This window comes from Polynucleobacter sp. MWH-Aus1W21 (assembly GCF_018687275.1).
Lineage (GTDB): Bacteria > Pseudomonadota > Gammaproteobacteria > Burkholderiales > Burkholderiaceae > Polynucleobacter.
Genome location: NZ_CP061287.1, coordinates 606,207 through 623,124, shown reverse-complemented (window position 1 = coordinate 623,124; position 16,918 = coordinate 606,207). Strand labels below are relative to the sequence as shown.

Here is a 16,918-nt window from a genome sequence, read left to right as displayed (position 1 = left end):
GCAATGACTACTAACACTACTTCAGCCACTTCAACCCCTTCAAATTTCACTTACGTTCATCGAGTTTGCTATTCCGATACTGATGCTGCTGGTTTTGTGTATCACGGTCGCTATTTGGAGATTTTTGAACGCAGTCGTGCAGAGTGGCTATCTCAACGCGGATTGAGCCCAACTAAGCTTGCAAATGAATACGCCATGGTGATGCCCCTACGAGAGCTCACCATGAACTTCTATAAGCCAGGACGCCTAGATGATTTGCTTTACATAGATCAAGTGATTGAACACCGTGGCCGTACACAAGTGACCGTTAAGCAGACGGCACAAAGAAAGCTTCCTGATAGTGAGGAATTTCAAATTATTGCGAGCGCTGTATTGCATATCGTCTGCGTTGATACCAATACACTCAAACCTAAGGCATGGCCTGATTGCGTATTCCAAGATGAGTAATGCATGTTACGGAGTGAATAATGTCTGATGGAAAACTACTGACCTTCGTAAAAGAACTTAGCCTTCTGCTTGAGCAAAAGCCAAGTGAGGCTGTGATTTTTACTGAAGGGAAAAAATTACTAGAGAAGCTCATTGCCGTAGATGATTGGCTCCCCGAAGAATTTACTAAACCCCACCCTCAGTATTACCAGCAATATCTTTTATATGCGGATCCCTTGGACCGCTTTTCAGTAGTGAGCTTTGTGTGGGGTCCGGGCCAAAAAACACCTGTTCATAATCACACTGTCTGGGGAATGGTTGGTCAATTGCGCGGCCAAGAAAAAGGCACGCCTTACTATCGACAAGCAAATGATGAATTTAAACCTGGTGAATCCTGCGTGAGCCCACCAGGACATGTAGATACAGTCTCGCCCACTACCCATGATATTCATGTAGTGGAAAACAATATGAGCGACCAGACTTCAATCAGCATCCATGTCTATGGCGGCAATATTGGACGCATTCATCGCTCTGTATTTGATCCAGCGACTGGAGCAGAAAAATCTTTTGTCTCTGGCTACGCCAATTCCGTCGTACCAAACCTCTGGAATCCAGCTTAATCAGGTAATTCTCCAGCTTTGGGGTCGATGACTTAAAATAGAACCTCTTACTGCAAACGCACTAGCGTGGCAGCTCACCCCATTGGCCGGGATAGTCGATTTTTAAGTACGTTGAATACGGGTCAATACTTTATTGGTCCCTATGTTATTTACAGATCTTGGTTTATCAGAACCCATTCTTCGCGCTATTGCCGAAGAAGGCTATACCAGCCCCACACCGATTCAAGCTAAATCGATTCCTGCCGTCTTAAAAGGTGGCGACCTATTAGCCGCAGCACAAACTGGTACAGGCAAAACCGCCGGCTTTACCCTTCCAATTCTGCAACGTTTAACTTCAAGTAAGGCAAGTTCAGGTAAGCGCTTGTTGCGCGTTTTAATTCTGACACCTACTCGCGAATTAGCCGCTCAAGTCCAAGAGTCTGTCCTGACCTATGGCAAATACACTGGCTTAAAGTCGACAGTTATTTTTGGCGGAGTTGGCGCCAATCCTCAAATTAAAGCAATTGCTGGCGGCCTCGATATTTTGGTTGCGACACCAGGACGCTTATTAGATTTAATGTCACAAAATTGCGTATCTCTTAAAGATATTGAAATTTTAGTGCTCGATGAAGCGGATCGCATGCTCGACATGGGTTTCTTACGCGACATTAAGAAAATTTTGGCCGCACTACCAAAGCAGCGTCAGAATCTCCTCTTCTCAGCAACTTTCTCTACCGAAATTAAAGCGCTGGCCGATGGATTGCTAAATGCACCGGAGTTAATTGAGGTGGCTCGCAGCAATAGCACCAATGAGGCAATCGCCCAACTCATACATCCAGTGGATAGAAATAAAAAACATCCACTATTAGCCCATCTCATTAAGAGTAACGACTGGCAGCAAGTGTTGGTCTTTACTCGTACCAAGCATGGCGCTAACAAATTAGTGACGCAGTTAGAAAAAGATGGCATCACTAGCATGGCTATTCATGGCAATAAGAGCCAATCCGCCCGCACTAAAGCATTAGCCGACTTCAAGGCAGGCAAGTTAACCGCCTTAGTCGCTACCGATATTGCAGCGCGCGGAATTGATATTGACCAACTACCCCATGTTGTTAACTACGACCTACCGAACGTGTCTGAAGATTATGTGCACCGTATTGGACGTACAGGCCGTGCAGGATCAAACGGCGTGGCCGTATCTTTAGTCTGCGTTGATGAACACCAGATGCTGAGAGATATTGAAAAACTAATTAAGCAAAAACTACCGCAAGAAGTGATTGCCGGTTTTGAACCAGATCCAAATGCTGTAGCTCAACCGATTCAATTGCGTAGTCAACAACACCAACAATCCCGAAAGCCAAGACCTACCGGCGCTGGTGGTGGGGCTAAAAAGACACCGACAAAACGTAGCAGTCCACCCAAAAGAAGCTTTAACCGTTAATTTCACCTACGTTTAGAATATTTAGCATGAACCAAAACGTAGAAACCTTACCGAACGAACCACGCCTTACCTCCCTCTCGCATGGCGGTGGCTGCGGCTGCAAGATTGCCCCAGGAGTTCTTTCTGAGATTCTGAAGAATGTCCCACAATTGCCTTTTCCAAAAGAATTACTGATTGGCATTGAAACATCTGACGATGCAGCGGTTTATCAAATCAATGAGTCGCAAGCTATCGTTGCGACTACCGATTTTTTCATGCCGATCGTGGACGACCCATTTGATTTCGGAAAAATTGCTGCCACTAATGCGATTAGCGATATCTATGCAATGGGTGGCACTCCTTTATTTGCTCTTGCTTTGGTTGGCATGCCAATTAAGGTTTTATCAAACAAAACCATTGCTCGCATCTTGGAAGGTGGCGCTGAAGCTTGTCGTAGTGCCGGCATTCCTATTGCCGGTGGACACACAATTGATTCTGTTGAGCCTATTTACGGATTAGTAGCCATTGGCATTGTTGATCCCAAGCGTATCAAGAGTAACGCCAGCGCAAAACCGGGTGACGTTCTCATCCTAGGCAAACCACTAGGTGTAGGAATCTTATCGGCCGCCCTGAAAAAAGATCTATTAGGTCCAGACGGATATCGAGAGATGATCTCCAACACTACCAAGCTCAATGCTGCAGGACCTGATCTAGCTAAGCTATCCGGTGTTCATGCCTTAACTGATGTGACTGGATTCGGTTTAGCTGGTCACACTCTCGAGTTAGCGCGCGGCTCAAACTGCACTGCACATATTGACTGGAGCCAAGTACCCCTACTCTCTAACGTACAAACACTAGCTGATGATGGCGTGTTTACTGGCGCCTCAGATAGAAACTGGCTTAGCTACGGCAATGAAGTTGGCATCCCAGCAGACTTCACTCCAGCTCAACGGGCCTTGTTAACCGATCCTCAAACGAGCGGCGGATTACTTGTGTCTTGTAGTCCAGATAGCGTCAAAGAGGTATTGGATATTTTCAATCAACACCATTTTTTGGGCGCCCGCGTCATTGGTCAAATGAGCAAGCGTCAAGAGAAGCCGCTGGTTATTTCTTGAGATTAAACACGCTTGAGAAATCAAGCTGACCATTGCCTGCCTTGCTTTGAGTTTCATAGAGTTGCTGTGCCAGCCTTCCGAGTGGAACGCTTGCTTCTAGACCCTCAGCATTTTCAACCGCCAAACCCAAATCTTTGAGCATAAGATCAACGCCAAAACCACCAGCGTACCCCTTTGAGGATGGCACGTTCTCCATAACGCCTGGACAAGGGTTATAAAGTTCCAACGCCCAATTGCGTCCCGAACTCTTTGTCATGATGTCTGATAGCACCTTGGGGTCAAGGCCATTAGCAATGCCCAAGCGCAGAGCCTCACTCGTGCCCAGCATCTGAATACCTAAAAGCATGTTGTTGCAAACCTTAACAGTCTGTCCTGCTCCATTCGCGCCAGCATGAAAAATGTTTTTCCCCATCCTCTCTAATACCGGACGCGCACAATCTACTGCCCCAACATCACCGCCAACCATAAACGTTAAGGTGCCAGCTTGCGCACCAGCAGTACCACCAGAGACGGGCGCATCAATCATGGCAAAACCCTTTGCCTTAGCCGCCGCAGCAACTGATTGCGCTACCTTAGGTGAAATGGTTGAACAATCAATCAACAAGGTTTTAGGATTGGCATTTGCCAATATACCTGCATCACCAAGATATAAACCTTCTACGTGACGTGAGGCAGGCAGCATACTAATCAATACATCGGCATCCTTAGCTGTGTCATTTGCATTAGCTGCAACAGCGCCACCCGCATTAGCGAAGGCATCTAACTGACTCTTTACTAAATCGAATCCCGATACCTGATGCCCTGCTTTTAATAAGTTCAGGGCCATTGGTAAACCCATATTGCCAAGCCCAATAAATCCGATTTTCATAATGCTCCTAGTTTTATTGTTTTCTTGAGGCTAAGTATTTCACACCCTCAGGTCCATATGATTCTGCATGAGGCTGCTTAAATTCTAGGTGGAAAATTTCTCCAGCCTTGTAATTCTTACTTAGACCATCAATCACGATGGTGATATCGCCTTCGACAATAAGAGCCTTCACCTCAAATGGATGCTCATGAATGCCAAGCCACCCCTTGGGCGCTTGCTGAACCTCCACCGGCTCAGGAAAACTATCCCGACGCAGTAACTGCAAAAATTGCTCTGAATTCATATCTTAACTATAGCGTGGATATACTCATTTAGCATCGATCAATTTTTATAGGGAGTCAAGATGGTCAAGGTAATTGGGTTGATTGAATTAAGAGATGAAGAAGCTTTTGATCAGTACCGCTCCCAAGTGGGTCAGACCGTTGAGCTGTATAAGGGTTCTATCAAAAATCGGGGTTCGGTAGTCGATATATTTTGGAATGAACTTGATTGCGCACCTTTCAGCACATTCGTGGAGCTTGAATTTCCCAGCGCAACACAAGCTAAGACATGGGCCAATAGTCCTGAGTACCAAGCGCTTGTACCCATTCGCAACAAAGCAATGAAGTTGACCTTATTGAGCATTTCAATTGAAACCTGACAAATCCTCTTTTTAAATTCAGGCGCTAGAAATAAAAAAGCCTAGCTCGTAAGCTAGGCTGATCAATCAGTGTGAAGTGAGTGTTACTTCTTCGCTTCCATTGCCTCTTTAGCAGCAGTGATTTCTTTGCGACGCTCTTTACAAGCGCCGGCGATTTCCTGCAAGGCCTTACGAGCACGCGCGGCAGATGCCTTGATGCCCTTTTCAATGAATTTTTCGTTTTCAGCTTTATATGCTTCAAAAGCAGCCAACAATGTATCGTGTTGTGACATCTTGTCTCCTATTAACAAATGAATATTCTTACTGACAACCGAATCAGTATATCCCCATAAAAACCACTAGAAATTGCCCCCCAAATCAGGGATAACTCTTATATTGCTAGGTTCAGCCAAAATAAACCCATTCAATAAAAAACCATCTGGAGGCTAGCAAAATGATCAAAAATATCTTTCTATTGCTTTTTGGTGCCCTCATTGGATTCTCAGCCAATGCGCAAACCACTTCCTGGCCCAATCCCAGCAAGCCAATTACCTTTATCAACCCCTTCCCGCCAGGTGGGGCTGTAGATGCCTTTGGACGCCCGCTTGCTAAGCAGCTATCCACTCAACTGAATGATTCCATCGTCGTAGATAACCGCGGTGGCGCAGGTGGCACCGTGGGTGCTGCAGCTGCAGCAAAAATGGCACCAGATGGCTATACCTGGCTTCTTGGTGCGGTGCATCATTCTATTGCGCCAAGTATGTACACCAACCTCTCTTATGACATCACCAAAGATTTTGAGCCAATCGCCATTATTGGCAGCGTTCCCCATGTCATTGTTGTGAACCCTACTAAGTTCCCAAAGAACGATCTGAAATCCATCATGGAAGAGATTCGCAAGCATCCGGGCAAGTACAACTATGCTTCGACAGGCAATGGCACCTCACAGCATTTAACGGGCGAGCTCTTCAAGATGCAGAACAAGCTATTTATTACTCATATTCCTTACCGTGGTACCGGTCCAGCACTTCAAGACCTTGTAGCTGGTCAAGTCGATATGATGTTTGACACACTAGCAGGTGCAGCGCCATTCATTAAGAACGGACAACTCATTGCGGTTGCTGTTGCAACACCTAAACGAGTCGATGCATTTCCAAATGTGCCAACTGCCCAAGAGTTAGGAATATCAAATTTTATCGTTTCTAGTTGGTATGCCATGTGGGCAATCAAAGGCACTCCTAAAGATATCGTTGAAAAGATGAGTGTTGAAGTGCAGGCAGCACTTGCCTCTCCTGAAATTAAAGAGCGCTGGGCGGCAATGGGCGCAAGCGTTCCCAAAATGACTCGGCCTGAGCTTACTAGCTACATCAACCAAGAAATTACCCGTTGGGGTGAAGTAGTTAAAAAGTCTGGCGCCAAGTTAGACTAAACAAAAGCATATTAAAAACAATTAAGAGACAGCATGGCCTTTCAGACTAAAAACTATTCCTTTATTCGCAACAAACTCCTCAATAAAGAAGAGATTGCATTCTTGGATGTCCGCGAAGAAAATCCTCACGCACAAGAGCACCCTCTCTTTGCTGCAAACCTACCACTTTCAAGAATTGAGATTGATGCATACGCCAAGCTACCAAAGAAAAATGTGCCCATCGTCACTCTAGACGATGGTGAGGGATTTGCTCAGCTTGCAGCTCAGCGCCTGGTGAATTTGGGATTTACGGATGTCTCAGTATTTGAAGGTGGCGTCAAGGCTTGGAAGGAAGCGGGCGGTGAAGTATTTAAGGATGTAAATGTTCCCAGTAAGTCTTTTGGGGAGTTTGTGGAATCAAAGCGTCACACACCCTCTTTATCAGCTCAAGAGGTAAAGCAGTTAATTGATAGCAAAGCCGATGTTGTGGTTGTAGACGTTCGTCGCTTTGATGAGTACAACACCATGAGTATTCCAACCGGGATTAGTGTGCCTGGTGCTGAACTTGTTCTCCGCCTGCCTGAATTAGCCCCCAACCCCAAAACCAAGGTAATTGTGAACTGCGCAGGCAGAACCCGCAGCATCATTGGTACCCAATCGCTCATTAACGCCGGCATCCCCAATGAAGTAAACGCCCTGCGTAATGGCACGATTGGCTGGACATTAGCGGGACAAGAACTCGATAAAGGTCAAAGTAGAAAGTTTCATGAGGTGAGCGACGATACAAAAAATGAAGCAGCGATTCGTGCTCGTAGCGTAGCTGACAGAGCTGGCGTCAAACGCGCCAGCATAGATGATGTCCAAACTTGGAAAACGCAATCTGATCGCACCACTTATTTCTTCGATACGCGCACACCAGAAGAATATGAAGCAGGCCACCTTCCAGGATTTCGCTCCGTACCAGGTGGACAGCTTGTACAAGAGACTGAGATGGTTGCGCCCGTTCGCGGTGCCCGCGTTGTGCTGGTAGACCCTAGCGGCGGTGGAGTGCGTGCCTATATGCCAGCCTCTTGGTTAGCGCAAATGGCATGGGATGTGCATGTGCTCGATGGCGTTCACGCCTCAAACCTCATCGAAAAAGGATCATGGCAGGCGCCTTTACCTGGTCTTCCAAAAATAGAAGTTGTCGATGCAGTTACAGTTTCCAATTGGCTCAAGAATGACAGCAACACTATTGCAATTGATTTCAGCACGCATGCTAATTACGTTAAAGGGCATATTCCAGGAAGTTGGTATGCTCTGCGCTCTGAACTTGCCGCGGCAATGAAAAAGATTCCTGAGGCAGATCGCTATGTCATCACAAGCTCGCCAAGTGAGTTAAGTCTTTTTGCTGCTCAAGAATTACAAGCTCTCACCGATGCGGAGGTACTTGTTTTAGCAGGAGGAAATGTAGCATGGGTAAAGGCAGGCTTAGAGCTTGAAAAGGGTGCAAGTCATTTGGCCTCCCCACCTCTTGATCGTTATAAGCGCCCTTATGAAGGTACCAATGTAGACATGGCGGCCATGCAAGCCTATCTAGACTGGGAGTTTGGTTTAGTGGAGCAACTTAGGAAGGATGGAACGCATCACTTTTGGGTTCTATAGATCTTGATATTCACACAGACATTTTCCTGTTTTAGACTGCTAGTCTGCATCTCTATTTTGCTAGGGCTTTGCGCCTGCGAACGAGAAACGTATACAAGCTGGAGTTGTAACTCTCAAACAGAAACCAAGATTCCTATGGTGCTTCGAAAAGCCCAAATGGAACTACAGGGGAATATATTTGACTATTGCGGCAGCCTTGGAAATCAAAGTTACTTTGATCAAAAATGCCCAGCCCAAACCAATCAATCCAACATAACCTTTATGCCGTCTACCGGGTTACTGGTAAATAGAGGTCAAGAGTTGCAATGTTCAGCATTGTGATCGTAACCATACTCAATTAACACATGAATCGTCTCAGTCCTAAGAAATTACTGCTTACAAAGTGGACGGCCGTTAAGCCAATTGTCAAACAAAAGCACTTCTTAGTCAGTAAAGTCATTCTTCCTGAGCCACCAAACGACAAAATTGAATTTGTTGAAATTGAGGCAGTCTATTCCAAAAAAACAACACTGATTGCTTGGCGCGATCTCACCAATAGCGAGCTATGGTTACAGGGCTGGCAATAAAAAACCGCCCCAGTAGTGAGGCGGCTCTTCAAACTGTTAGAGGTAATGATTAATCAGTCTACTTTTTGCCCCCAGATTTTTTAACTAAGTCATCAATATTCTTTTCAGCAGCATCGGCCACCTGATTCACAATACGACGACCCTCTTTAAACATCTTTTGCCCTGTTGTAGACATTTCATTCACAACTTTAGATAACTTATCGGCATGACTTGGTATCTTATTTTCAGCATCCTCTAACCAATTGACCAATGAGCTGCGAACCTTCTCAAGATGCTTCTCCGTTTCATCGGCAGCACTCTCACCAATATCTTTAAGAACTGATTTCACTTTCTTCTGATAAACAGCGGCACGCTTTGAAGCCTCTTTTGCAGCCTCTTCTTGCAGATCTTTTAATTTAGCCAAATCATTTTTTGCCGCTGACTTTGCGCTATCGAGGGCATTTTTCATGCCCCACTCCATTTCAGCAATATGGTGTTCGCTCAATTGCTTAGCGGCATCCAGTAACTTATGTGAATAATCAAACAATTCCTTGGCCTTCTCTTGTTGCCACTTTTGCAGATCTTTTGCATCCATTTTTCGCTCCTATGAACAAGGGTTAATAAGACTTTGATACTTAACTCTATACCGAATTAGATGAGCTGCCAATGCCCCTACTTTCAGGCATTAAAATAAGGGGATGAATGAAAGACAATCCGCTTACGACAGCATTGGTGGGATCGACAAGATCGATGAATTAGTAGATCGTTTTTACGATTTAATGGCTTTAGAGCCGATTTTTGGTGATTTGCGTGCGATGCACCCCGAGGATCTTTCAACCTCTCGCGAAAAACTCAAATTTTTCCTAACCGGCTGGATGGGTGGTCCTGATATTTACTCCCCCAAATACGGACACCCCATGCTCAGAGCCCGCCATCTTCCATTCAAGATTGGGCTAAAAGAACGCAACCAGTGGTTAGCATGTATGTATAAAGCCATGGAAGAATGTGGCATCGGAGGCGATGTCGCTAAACAACTAGAAGAATCTTTTTTCAACACCGCAGACTGGATGAGAAATCAACCAAACTGATTAATCTATTTTGGCACCAGCTTGCTTAACTGCTTTTGCCCAACGCGGCATTTCGCTTGCCAGAAACTTTGTGAACTGATCGGCATTTAAGTAGGCGGGATCAGCCCCTTGGTCGATCATTTTTTTCTGAATATCAGGCGCTTCCAAAGTTTCCTTGAATGCTTGGCTCAATTTATTAACGGCTTCTGGTGGCGTACCTTTTGGCGCCAAAACTCCATAAAACCCCACCACTTCCAAATTGGCCACGCCCGTCTCAATAACGGTTGGAGTATTTGGCAAAGCAGGATTGCGTTTAGCGCTAGTAACAGCTAAAGCTTTAACCTTTCCCTGCTTGGCGTAATTAGCTGCTTGCGGTACCGACTCCGCCATGAATTGCACATGCCCTGCAATCAAATCAGTAAACGCAGGTGCACTTCCTTTAAATGGAATGTGCACCATGAATATTCCAGTTTCATTTTTGAGCATCTCTGGCACCAAGTGAGAAATGCCACCGTTACCGGCCGATCCATAATTCAACTTACCGGGATTTGCTTTTGCATATGCAATCAACTCTTTAAGAGTATTTGCCTGAACATCCTTGTTCACAATTAAGGCAAGGGGCTGTTGGGCAGTTCTTGCAATAGGCTGAAAATCTTTTAAGGTGTCATAAGGCGACTTGGTATAAATCGCAGGGTTAATCACCATGGTTCCTGTATTAGCCAATAGAACGGTATATCCATCAGCAGGCGATTGCATAACAAACTGCGCACCCACTGTCCCGCCCGCTCCAGCCTTGTAGTCAACAATTACCGTTTGACCTAAGGATGTCTGCAATCTATCAACCAAAAGACGAATGTGAGCATCTAATGGGCCGCCTGCTGGAAAGCCAATAATGATCTTGATGGGTTTATCGGGATAGGCAGCCTTAGCTGGATCAATCACTAAAAATAGAGCCAAGCTTAGTAAGAATATCCTACAGATCCGTGTGGGGTTTAGCATATAAGATTTTGTTAAGAAGATTTAGATACACTTTACCTCAAGGCCATTAAAGAAAAGAAAAAAATGATTGAAAGCTTTATGCAACTTATCAGCGATCCTAACGCATGGATCGCCTTTTTAACACTCTCTGCCCTTGAGATCATTCTTGGCATTGATAACATTATTTTTATTAGTGTTATCGCCAACAGGCTCCCAATTGAGATTCGAGAAAAGGTTCGTCAATTTGGCCTGATCTTTGCTCTCGTCACCCGCATCTTATTGTTATTGAGCCTTTCTTGGGTTATGGGTTTAACCGAACCACTTTTTGACATTGCAGGCAAATCAATCAGCGGCAGAGATCTCATCCTCTTGCTTGGTGGCTTCTTTCTTATCTGGAAAGCGTCAAAAGAAATTTATGTTGAGGTTGAGGTTGGTGATCATGGCGATGAACATAGTGAATCTGGCGAAAAAAAGAAAGTCAAAACGCTACTCTCCTTGTTTATCGGATCAGTATTGCAAATTGGGTTGCTAGATATTATCTTTTCTCTCGATAGTGTCATTACTGCGGTAGGCATGGTTGATCAAATTAGCGTCATGATCGCAGCTGTACTGACCTCTGTAGTGATTATGCTGGTTGCAGCAAAGCCTATAGGGGACTTCGTACATCGCCACCCATCCATAAAGGTTTTAGCTTTATCTTTCCTAACAGTGGTTGGCGTAGTCCTAATCGCAGAAGGCATGGGAGTTCATATTCCCAAAGGATATGTTTATGTTGCTATGGCATTTTCACTATCTGTGGAGCTTTTAAACATTCGCTCACGTGAAAAAAAGAAAAGGTTGAAGTAATTCTCGATTAATTTGCCGCTTATGCCGCTTATGCGGCTTGTGCGCAAGCAAACCCGCTTGCCCAAGCCCATTGGAAGTTATGTCCGCCTAAATGACCGGTGACGTCAACACACTCACCAATAAAGAATAGCCCCGGGTGTTTACGAGACATCATAGTCTGCCCATCCAGCTCTTTAGTATCTACACCACCCAACATTACCTCAGCTTTTTTCCAACCCAAAGTGCCCGCTGGCTTGACTGACCAGTTAGTAATGAATTCTTTTAGAGACTGACGATCTTTTTTAGAAACTTCAGCCCACTTGCGACCCGTTAATCCTTTTTGGTCTGCAAATGCTTTTGCTAGGCGCTGAGGTAAAACAGAAGCTAGTATCGTCTCGGTCAGTTTTAAGCGATTTTCCTCATTATTAAAAAGCTCATCACAATTGAATCCTCCGGGACGCTCAATTGCACCAAGCCAATCGATATGAATGGGCTCACCCTCTTCCCAATAACTGCTTGCCTGAAGAACTGCGGGGCCTGATAAGCCCTTGTGAGTTAGTAGCAAATCTTCATTAAACCGGCAAGCGCCGTAGCGATGACCTTTAGAACCAGAGGCAATTCTGACGGGGACGCTTAGACCAGCCAATTCATTAAGATTCCCAAAGTTATCCGCAGTAAATGAAAGCGGCACTAGAGCGGGTCTTGGGTCAATCACCTTTAATCCAAACTGCTTTGCAATATCTAAAGAATAGGCAGTAGCTCCAATGGCGGGAACAGGCAAACCACCCGTAGCCATTACCACTGACTTTGTCTTTTCAACACCCATATTAGTGCGCACGGTCCACTGATCGCCATCCTGTGCAATAGATTCAACTGTCACAGGATTGCGAATAGTTACTTTGCCCTTGGCACATTCAGCAAACAGCATCTCAATAATTTGCTTGGCAGAGTCATCACAGAACAATTGACCTTGATGCTTCTCGTGAAAACCAATTTTATAAGCAGTAACCAGTTTGATGAATTCTGCCGAAGGATATCTAGCTAGCGCACTTTTTACAAAATGTTGATTGAGAGAAAGAAAATTAGCTGGGTTGCTATGTAAATTAGTGAAGTTGCAACGGCCGCCTCCACTAATACGTATTTTTTCACCCAACACTTCTGCGTGATCTAGCACCAAAACTCTCTTGCCTAACTGACCAGCAACGCCTGCGCAAAATAAGCCCGCAGCACCGCCACCAACAACAATGGTATCCCAGGCTTTACTCATGCCTTACTCAAAACGATCGATGATTTCAGATGAGATCTTCAGTTTTCTCATATGAAGCTTGGTATAGGCTTGACGGAAGTTCTTAGTCATCGAGATCATGACCGATGCAGTCCATGCAAAAGAAAACATGCCAGAAAAAGCGATGATGACTGCCAACATCTTCCAGCCGTCCGGAAGAATATCCTCCATAAACCCCATCGCTGTATAAGTACTACCGCTAAATAAAATACTTTGACCTAATGCTGGGAGCAATTTGAATACATATAACGCAATGCCCCAGATGAGTATTTCAGCAATGTGCGTCAAGAACAAACCAAAGACGCTAATGTAAAAACAGATTGCTACTGCCGAGTATTTCTTTTCGGCTAAATATAGAAAGGTTTTGACTTCATAGCGCTTGGCGATCTGCAATAGCAGAACACCATGAAAAACCATCACCAGCAACAACATAACGCCACCCAACAGGTAGCCTGGCAGATCAAGGGCGGTAGTGAGACTTGCTTGTACTGAATTCATAGTAATGATTTTACAGGCACCCTTTAGCCTAGCTGATACCAGTCCCGAATCACCTGCCAAGCCTCCTCGGCGGTCTCGGAAAAATGGATGCTCTGCATATCCTCTTGATCAATCACACCAAATTCCACCATGCTCTTAAAGTTCAACATCTCATTCCAATAGCTTTTCCCTACCAATATCACCGGTATCGGCACAACCTTTTTGGTCTGTATGAGCGTTAAGACCTCGAATAACTCATCAAACGAACCAAAGCCCCCTGGATAGGCCACGATTGCTCTTGCTCTCAACATAAAGTGCATCTTACGCAGAGCGAAGTAATGAAAACGAAAACTTAATCCTGGACTGATGTATGGATTGGGGTGCTGCTCTCTTGGAAGGCTGATATTAAAGCCAATAGTTTTATCGCCTTTTTCAAACGCACCACGATTGGCGGCCTCCATAATTCCAGGACCACCGCCCGTACAAATATGAAGCTTATTGGAGTCTTTTTTCTGTGTTGAATTATATGAAGCGACTAGAGCGCCAAACAGACGAGCAGACTCATAATATTGACTGTGTAACAAGGCTTTATTGGCAGCAGCTATCTCATCCGGTGTTTTCGCCTTTTCTTTTAGCGCTATTGCAGCAGCTTGGCTAACAAAACGGGTTGATCCAAAAACGGTAATCGTATGCTCAATGCCATGTTCTTTGAGTAGCACTTCGGGCTTGAGTAATTCCAATTCAAAACGAATGCCCATGGTTTCTCTACGAGACAAAAAGGCCTCGTCATCAAAGGCAAACTTATAGGAGTCATCAGAGTCCCCCTCTGAGATTTGACTATGGTGTAGATTTAAAAACTCGGTGATCGTTTGCGAGTTATGAATGGGTAGCTTTGGACTCATATGGCAATCTTTTAGGGTAATTTGGACCATCTTAACTTGCGCCCAAAATAAGTGTTAATACCTAGTTCATCCAAGGATACGGGCCTCTAGGGATTATTCGGATTTACCTAGAGCTCATCCCGAGTTAATATTGATGCAATTTCAATCCAATCGAAGGAAAAGCAATGAGCAACCGTGCAATTATCATTATGGTACTAGTCTTAATTGGTGCCACCGCCTATTTATTAATCAAAGGCGACGGCGACATTGATATGGGCGGCGAAAAGCATGGTGCTGAGGCTGCGCACATGGAAGATGCTAAGAAAGATGCTCCTGCTGCTCCAGCAGCACCAGCAGCACCAGCAGCAGCAGCTCCTGCAGCTGACGCTAAGAAGTAATCACTTCTCCTCTATATAAAACCGCGGTCCGCCGCGGTTTTTTTATCCCCATACCTTAATGAAAACAATATTTTCCTTAGCCATCTCTTGTGTACTTCTATGTGCACCCCAATTTGCTATCGGCCAATCATCTCTGGCCATGAAAAAAATGGATGCCAAAACACTCTCCTCCTTTGCGCCAACTGGCACCCTACGTGTTGGCATTAATTTAGGTAACCCCATTCTTGCTAATGAAGATCAAGCAACTAAACGTTTATCTGGTGTGTCAATTGATATTGCCAATGAGATTGGCAAAAGAATTTCATTACCAGTACAACTTATTCCCTTCAAAACTGCAGGCACAACAGTTGATGCACTAAAGACTGGAAATATTGACTTAATATTTGTAGCGATCGACCCTGTGCGTGGTGCCGATATTAACTACACGCCACCCTATATCCAGATTGAAGGGGCTTATATGGTTAAGGCTCCATCCCCAATTAAGACCAACGAGGAAGTGGATGTTGCTGGCAACGAAATCGTGGTTGGCAAAGGCAGCGCCTATGACCTATATTTGACACGCGAGATTAGGAGTGCCAGCATCCTTCGCGCCGCCAGCTCTCAAGCCGTGATTGATGATTTTATGTCAGGCAAAGGCAATGTGGCCGCAGGCGTAAAACAACAATTAGAAAATGATGCAAAGCGCTACGAAGGATTGCGCATGCTGCCCGGACGCTTTATGGCAATTAATCAAGCGATTGGCATTCCAAAATCTAAGGCTCGCTCTGAAGACATTACCGCTTACCTTAGCGACATCATTGCTGAACTAAAACAGTCTGGGTTTGTGGCTGATGCTTTGAAGCGCCACAATATTCAAGGCGCCAAAGTGGCTGAATAAATCAATTCCGGTTCAGCACTGATACGTATGTAAGCGCTCAGGGATAATGACATTGCTCCAATGCAGCTCATCCCTAATGCATTCAGCTAATACAGAAGAAGATTCTGGTTCGCCATGCACCACAAAGATAGTACTCGGCGCCTTTTTAAATCCTCTGAGCCAGTCTAATAATCCTGCCTGATCGGCATGCGCTGATAAACCACCGATTGTGTGTATAGAAGCTTTGACCGGAACCTCTTCGCCAAATAAGCGCACTTTTTGCACCTTATCTACTAGGCGCCTACCAAGACTGCCGTACGCCTGAAATCCGGTAATCACAATCGCATTTTGCGAGCGTGGCAAATTACTGGCTAAGTGATGAACAATGCGGCCAGCATCACACATACCGCTAGCAGAAATGATGATGGCACCACCCTTCAGCTTATTCAGCGCCTTTGATTCTTCTACATCCGCAATAAAACGAAGATCAACTGCATCTGAGTTATTTTTGTACCACTCAAAAGTTGCTTGTGACTGACCGTCTAGCTGCGAGAAAAAATGCTGGGTAAGATGAGTCGCTGCTGTAGCCATCGGCGAGTCCACCCAGATACTCAAATGAGGCAGGCGCCCCCTTTTCACTAAGTCAATCAACAAAAAGAGTATTTCTTGAGTTCGTCCGACTGCAAAAGCTGGCATCACTACATTACCATGCGCAGTCATCGTGGAAGCAATCACTTCCACCAATTCGTCTTCAGTATCTTGGAGACTGCGATGGAGTCGATCACCATAAGTTGACTCCACCACCACAACATCAGCCTCCCTAATCAAGTCAGGATCGGGCATGAGAACTTTGCCCTTCATGCCAATATCGCCTGAAAACACACAGCGTTTTTTCTTTAGCCCATCTTCGGTGATATCGATGACCGCTATAGCCGAACCCAAAATATGTCCAGCGTTATGAAACTCCAGTTGCACGCCTGGCACCAGCTCTACTGACCGTCCATAATCCAAAGGCTCAAACTGGGTCAGTGTCATCTCAACCTCTTCCCTAGAATAAAGGGCAACTGGTATTTCTCCGTGCCACTTACCTGCCTTTTTCTTTCTCTCTGCCCGTTCTACATCAGCCCGCTGCAAATGAGCACTATCTAGCAATAGAATTTTTAATAACTCAAAGGTAGCGTTGTTGCAATAAATCGGGCCGCTAAAACCTTGTGCACATAAACGAGGTAGTAAACCACTATGGTCAATATGTGCATGTGTGAGCACCACAAAGTCGAGTTCTTTCGGTGCAAATGGCAAAGCTTCGAGGTTCTTATTGGATGCCTCGCGGCCACCCTGGAACATGCCGTAGTCAACCATGAAACGCCTTGGCTTCCCAGAAAGCATCACTTCAACCGAATGGCGCGAGCCTGTTACCTCACCTGCAGCACCAAGAAATTGAATCTTCATATAACCAGCATACTCTTTCCTATAATTAGCTCAAGAGCTTTGTAATCAGAGCGATACT

Annotated in this window: 21 protein-coding genes; 12 read left to right on the top strand and 9 right to left on the bottom strand. The window is 45.2% G+C overall.

All coding sequences use genetic code 11. The annotated features are described in order from the left end of the window. Nucleotides 1–3: 3 nt before the first annotated feature. The 4 genes from ICW03_RS03285 to selD all read left to right on the top strand — a co-directional run bounded on the left by ICW03_RS03285 (nucleotide 4) and on the right by selD (nucleotide 3,560). Nucleotides 4–447 (top strand): YbgC/FadM family acyl-CoA thioesterase, encoded by a 444-nt coding sequence (locus ICW03_RS03285; RefSeq protein WP_215348962.1) that lies wholly within the window; start codon nucleotides 4–6, stop codon nucleotides 445–447. A 20-nt stretch (nucleotides 448–467) separates the two neighbouring features. After that, nucleotides 468–1,046, top strand: coding sequence for a hypothetical protein (locus tag ICW03_RS03280; RefSeq protein WP_215348959.1), 579 nt, complete (start codon nucleotides 468–470; stop codon nucleotides 1,044–1,046). Between the two features lie 142 nt (nucleotides 1,047–1,188). Then, nucleotides 1,189–2,466 (top strand): DEAD/DEAH box helicase, encoded by a 1,278-nt coding sequence (locus ICW03_RS03275; protein ID WP_215348956.1) that lies wholly within the window; start codon nucleotides 1,189–1,191, stop codon nucleotides 2,464–2,466. Nucleotides 2,467–2,492: 26 nt separating this feature from the next. Continuing rightward, on the top strand, nucleotides 2,493–3,560 hold the full coding sequence (selD, locus tag ICW03_RS03270; protein WP_215348953.1) for a selenide, water dikinase SelD: 1,068 nt from the start codon (nucleotides 2,493–2,495) through the stop codon (nucleotides 3,558–3,560). Here selD and mmsB read toward each other — a convergent pair. Together mmsB and ICW03_RS03260 are read right to left on the bottom strand one after the other, a co-directional pair. Then, nucleotides 3,550–4,431, bottom strand: a complete 882-nt coding sequence (mmsB, locus tag ICW03_RS03265) for a 3-hydroxyisobutyrate dehydrogenase (RefSeq protein WP_215350145.1) — start codon at nucleotides 4,429–4,431, stop codon at nucleotides 3,550–3,552. The genes selD and mmsB overlap by 11 nt on opposite strands. 10 nt (nucleotides 4,432–4,441) lie before the next feature. Beyond that, nucleotides 4,442–4,711 (bottom strand): cupin, encoded by a 270-nt coding sequence (locus ICW03_RS03260; RefSeq protein ID WP_215348951.1) that lies wholly within the window; start codon nucleotides 4,709–4,711, stop codon nucleotides 4,442–4,444. Between the two features lie 60 nt (nucleotides 4,712–4,771). Between ICW03_RS03260 and ICW03_RS03255 the strand changes: the two genes are divergently transcribed. Continuing rightward, nucleotides 4,772–5,068, top strand: a complete 297-nt coding sequence (locus ICW03_RS03255; RefSeq protein WP_215348948.1) for a DUF1330 domain-containing protein — start codon at nucleotides 4,772–4,774, stop codon at nucleotides 5,066–5,068. A gap of 83 nt (nucleotides 5,069–5,151) precedes the next feature. Here ICW03_RS03255 and ICW03_RS03250 read toward each other — a convergent pair whose 3' ends face one another. After that, complete coding sequence (locus ICW03_RS03250) at nucleotides 5,152–5,340, bottom strand: hypothetical protein (RefSeq protein WP_072582937.1); 189 nt, start codon at nucleotides 5,338–5,340, stop codon at nucleotides 5,152–5,154. A 161-nt stretch (nucleotides 5,341–5,501) separates the two neighbouring features. On the opposite strand from ICW03_RS03250, the gene ICW03_RS03245 reads away from it, so the two are divergent. The 3 genes from ICW03_RS03245 to ICW03_RS03235 all read left to right on the top strand — a co-directional run bounded on the left by ICW03_RS03245 (nucleotide 5,502) and on the right by ICW03_RS03235 (nucleotide 8,665). After that, nucleotides 5,502–6,476: a tripartite tricarboxylate transporter substrate binding protein gene (locus ICW03_RS03245; protein ID WP_215348945.1), complete on the top strand. Its 975-nt coding sequence runs from the start codon at nucleotides 5,502–5,504 to the stop codon at nucleotides 6,474–6,476. Between the two features lie 33 nt (nucleotides 6,477–6,509). After that, the gene (locus ICW03_RS03240) at nucleotides 6,510–8,099 is read left to right on the top strand and encodes a rhodanese homology domain-containing protein (protein WP_215348942.1); all 1,590 of its coding nucleotides are present in this window, start codon (nucleotides 6,510–6,512) and stop codon (nucleotides 8,097–8,099) included. Between the two features lie 344 nt (nucleotides 8,100–8,443). Next, the gene (locus tag ICW03_RS03235) at nucleotides 8,444–8,665 is read left to right on the top strand and encodes a TIGR02450 family Trp-rich protein (protein ID WP_215348939.1); all 222 of its coding nucleotides are present in this window, start codon (nucleotides 8,444–8,446) and stop codon (nucleotides 8,663–8,665) included. A gap of 58 nt (nucleotides 8,666–8,723) precedes the next feature. Here the strand turns inward: ICW03_RS03235 and ICW03_RS03230 are convergent, their stop codons facing one another. Beyond that, complete coding sequence (locus ICW03_RS03230) at nucleotides 8,724–9,239, bottom strand: hypothetical protein (protein ID WP_215348935.1); 516 nt, start codon at nucleotides 9,237–9,239, stop codon at nucleotides 8,724–8,726. A 103-nt stretch (nucleotides 9,240–9,342) separates the two neighbouring features. On the opposite strand from ICW03_RS03230, the gene ICW03_RS03225 reads away from it, so the two are divergent. Continuing rightward, on the top strand, nucleotides 9,343–9,732 hold the full coding sequence (locus ICW03_RS03225) for a group II truncated hemoglobin (protein ID WP_215348932.1): 390 nt from the start codon (nucleotides 9,343–9,345) through the stop codon (nucleotides 9,730–9,732). On the opposite strand, the gene ICW03_RS03220 is transcribed toward ICW03_RS03225, so the two are convergent. Then, nucleotides 9,733–10,710, bottom strand: a complete 978-nt coding sequence (locus ICW03_RS03220) for a tripartite tricarboxylate transporter substrate binding protein (protein WP_215348930.1) — start codon at nucleotides 10,708–10,710, stop codon at nucleotides 9,733–9,735. A gap of 63 nt (nucleotides 10,711–10,773) precedes the next feature. On the opposite strand from ICW03_RS03220, the gene ICW03_RS03215 reads away from it, so the two are divergent. After that, the gene (locus ICW03_RS03215; protein ID WP_215348927.1) at nucleotides 10,774–11,535 is read left to right on the top strand and encodes a TerC family protein; all 762 of its coding nucleotides are present in this window, start codon (nucleotides 10,774–10,776) and stop codon (nucleotides 11,533–11,535) included. 28 nt (nucleotides 11,536–11,563) lie between these two features. On the opposite strand, the gene ICW03_RS03210 is transcribed toward ICW03_RS03215, so the two are convergent. The 3 genes from ICW03_RS03210 to ICW03_RS03200 are packed head-to-tail and all read right to left on the bottom strand — an operon-like array spanning nucleotide 11,564 to nucleotide 14,178. After that, complete coding sequence (locus tag ICW03_RS03210) at nucleotides 11,564–12,781, bottom strand: NAD(P)/FAD-dependent oxidoreductase (RefSeq protein WP_215348922.1); 1,218 nt, start codon at nucleotides 12,779–12,781, stop codon at nucleotides 11,564–11,566. Between the two features lie 3 nt (nucleotides 12,782–12,784). Continuing rightward, nucleotides 12,785–13,297 carry a hypothetical protein gene (locus tag ICW03_RS03205; RefSeq protein WP_215348919.1) on the bottom strand — a complete coding sequence of 171 codons (513 nt, stop codon included), beginning with the start codon at nucleotides 13,295–13,297 and terminating at the stop codon, nucleotides 12,785–12,787. Nucleotides 13,298–13,320: 23 nt separating this feature from the next. Beyond that, a complete protein-coding gene (locus ICW03_RS03200) occupies nucleotides 13,321–14,178 on the bottom strand; it encodes an LOG family protein (protein ID WP_215348916.1) in 858 nt (285 codons plus the stop codon). 164 nt (nucleotides 14,179–14,342) lie between these two features. Here ICW03_RS03200 and ICW03_RS03195 point away from each other — a divergent pair, with 164 nt between their 5' ends. Then, the gene (locus ICW03_RS03195; protein ID WP_215348913.1) at nucleotides 14,343–14,555 is read left to right on the top strand and encodes a hypothetical protein; all 213 of its coding nucleotides are present in this window, start codon (nucleotides 14,343–14,345) and stop codon (nucleotides 14,553–14,555) included. A 58-nt stretch (nucleotides 14,556–14,613) separates the two neighbouring features. Continuing rightward, complete coding sequence (locus ICW03_RS03190) at nucleotides 14,614–15,432, top strand: ABC transporter substrate-binding protein (RefSeq protein ID WP_371819905.1); 819 nt, start codon at nucleotides 14,614–14,616, stop codon at nucleotides 15,430–15,432. Between the two features lie 12 nt (nucleotides 15,433–15,444). On the opposite strand, the gene ICW03_RS03185 is transcribed toward ICW03_RS03190, so the two are convergent. After that, nucleotides 15,445–16,860, bottom strand: a complete 1,416-nt coding sequence (locus tag ICW03_RS03185) for an MBL fold metallo-hydrolase RNA specificity domain-containing protein (protein WP_215348910.1) — start codon at nucleotides 16,858–16,860, stop codon at nucleotides 15,445–15,447. Nucleotides 16,861–16,918 lie beyond the last annotated feature (58 nt).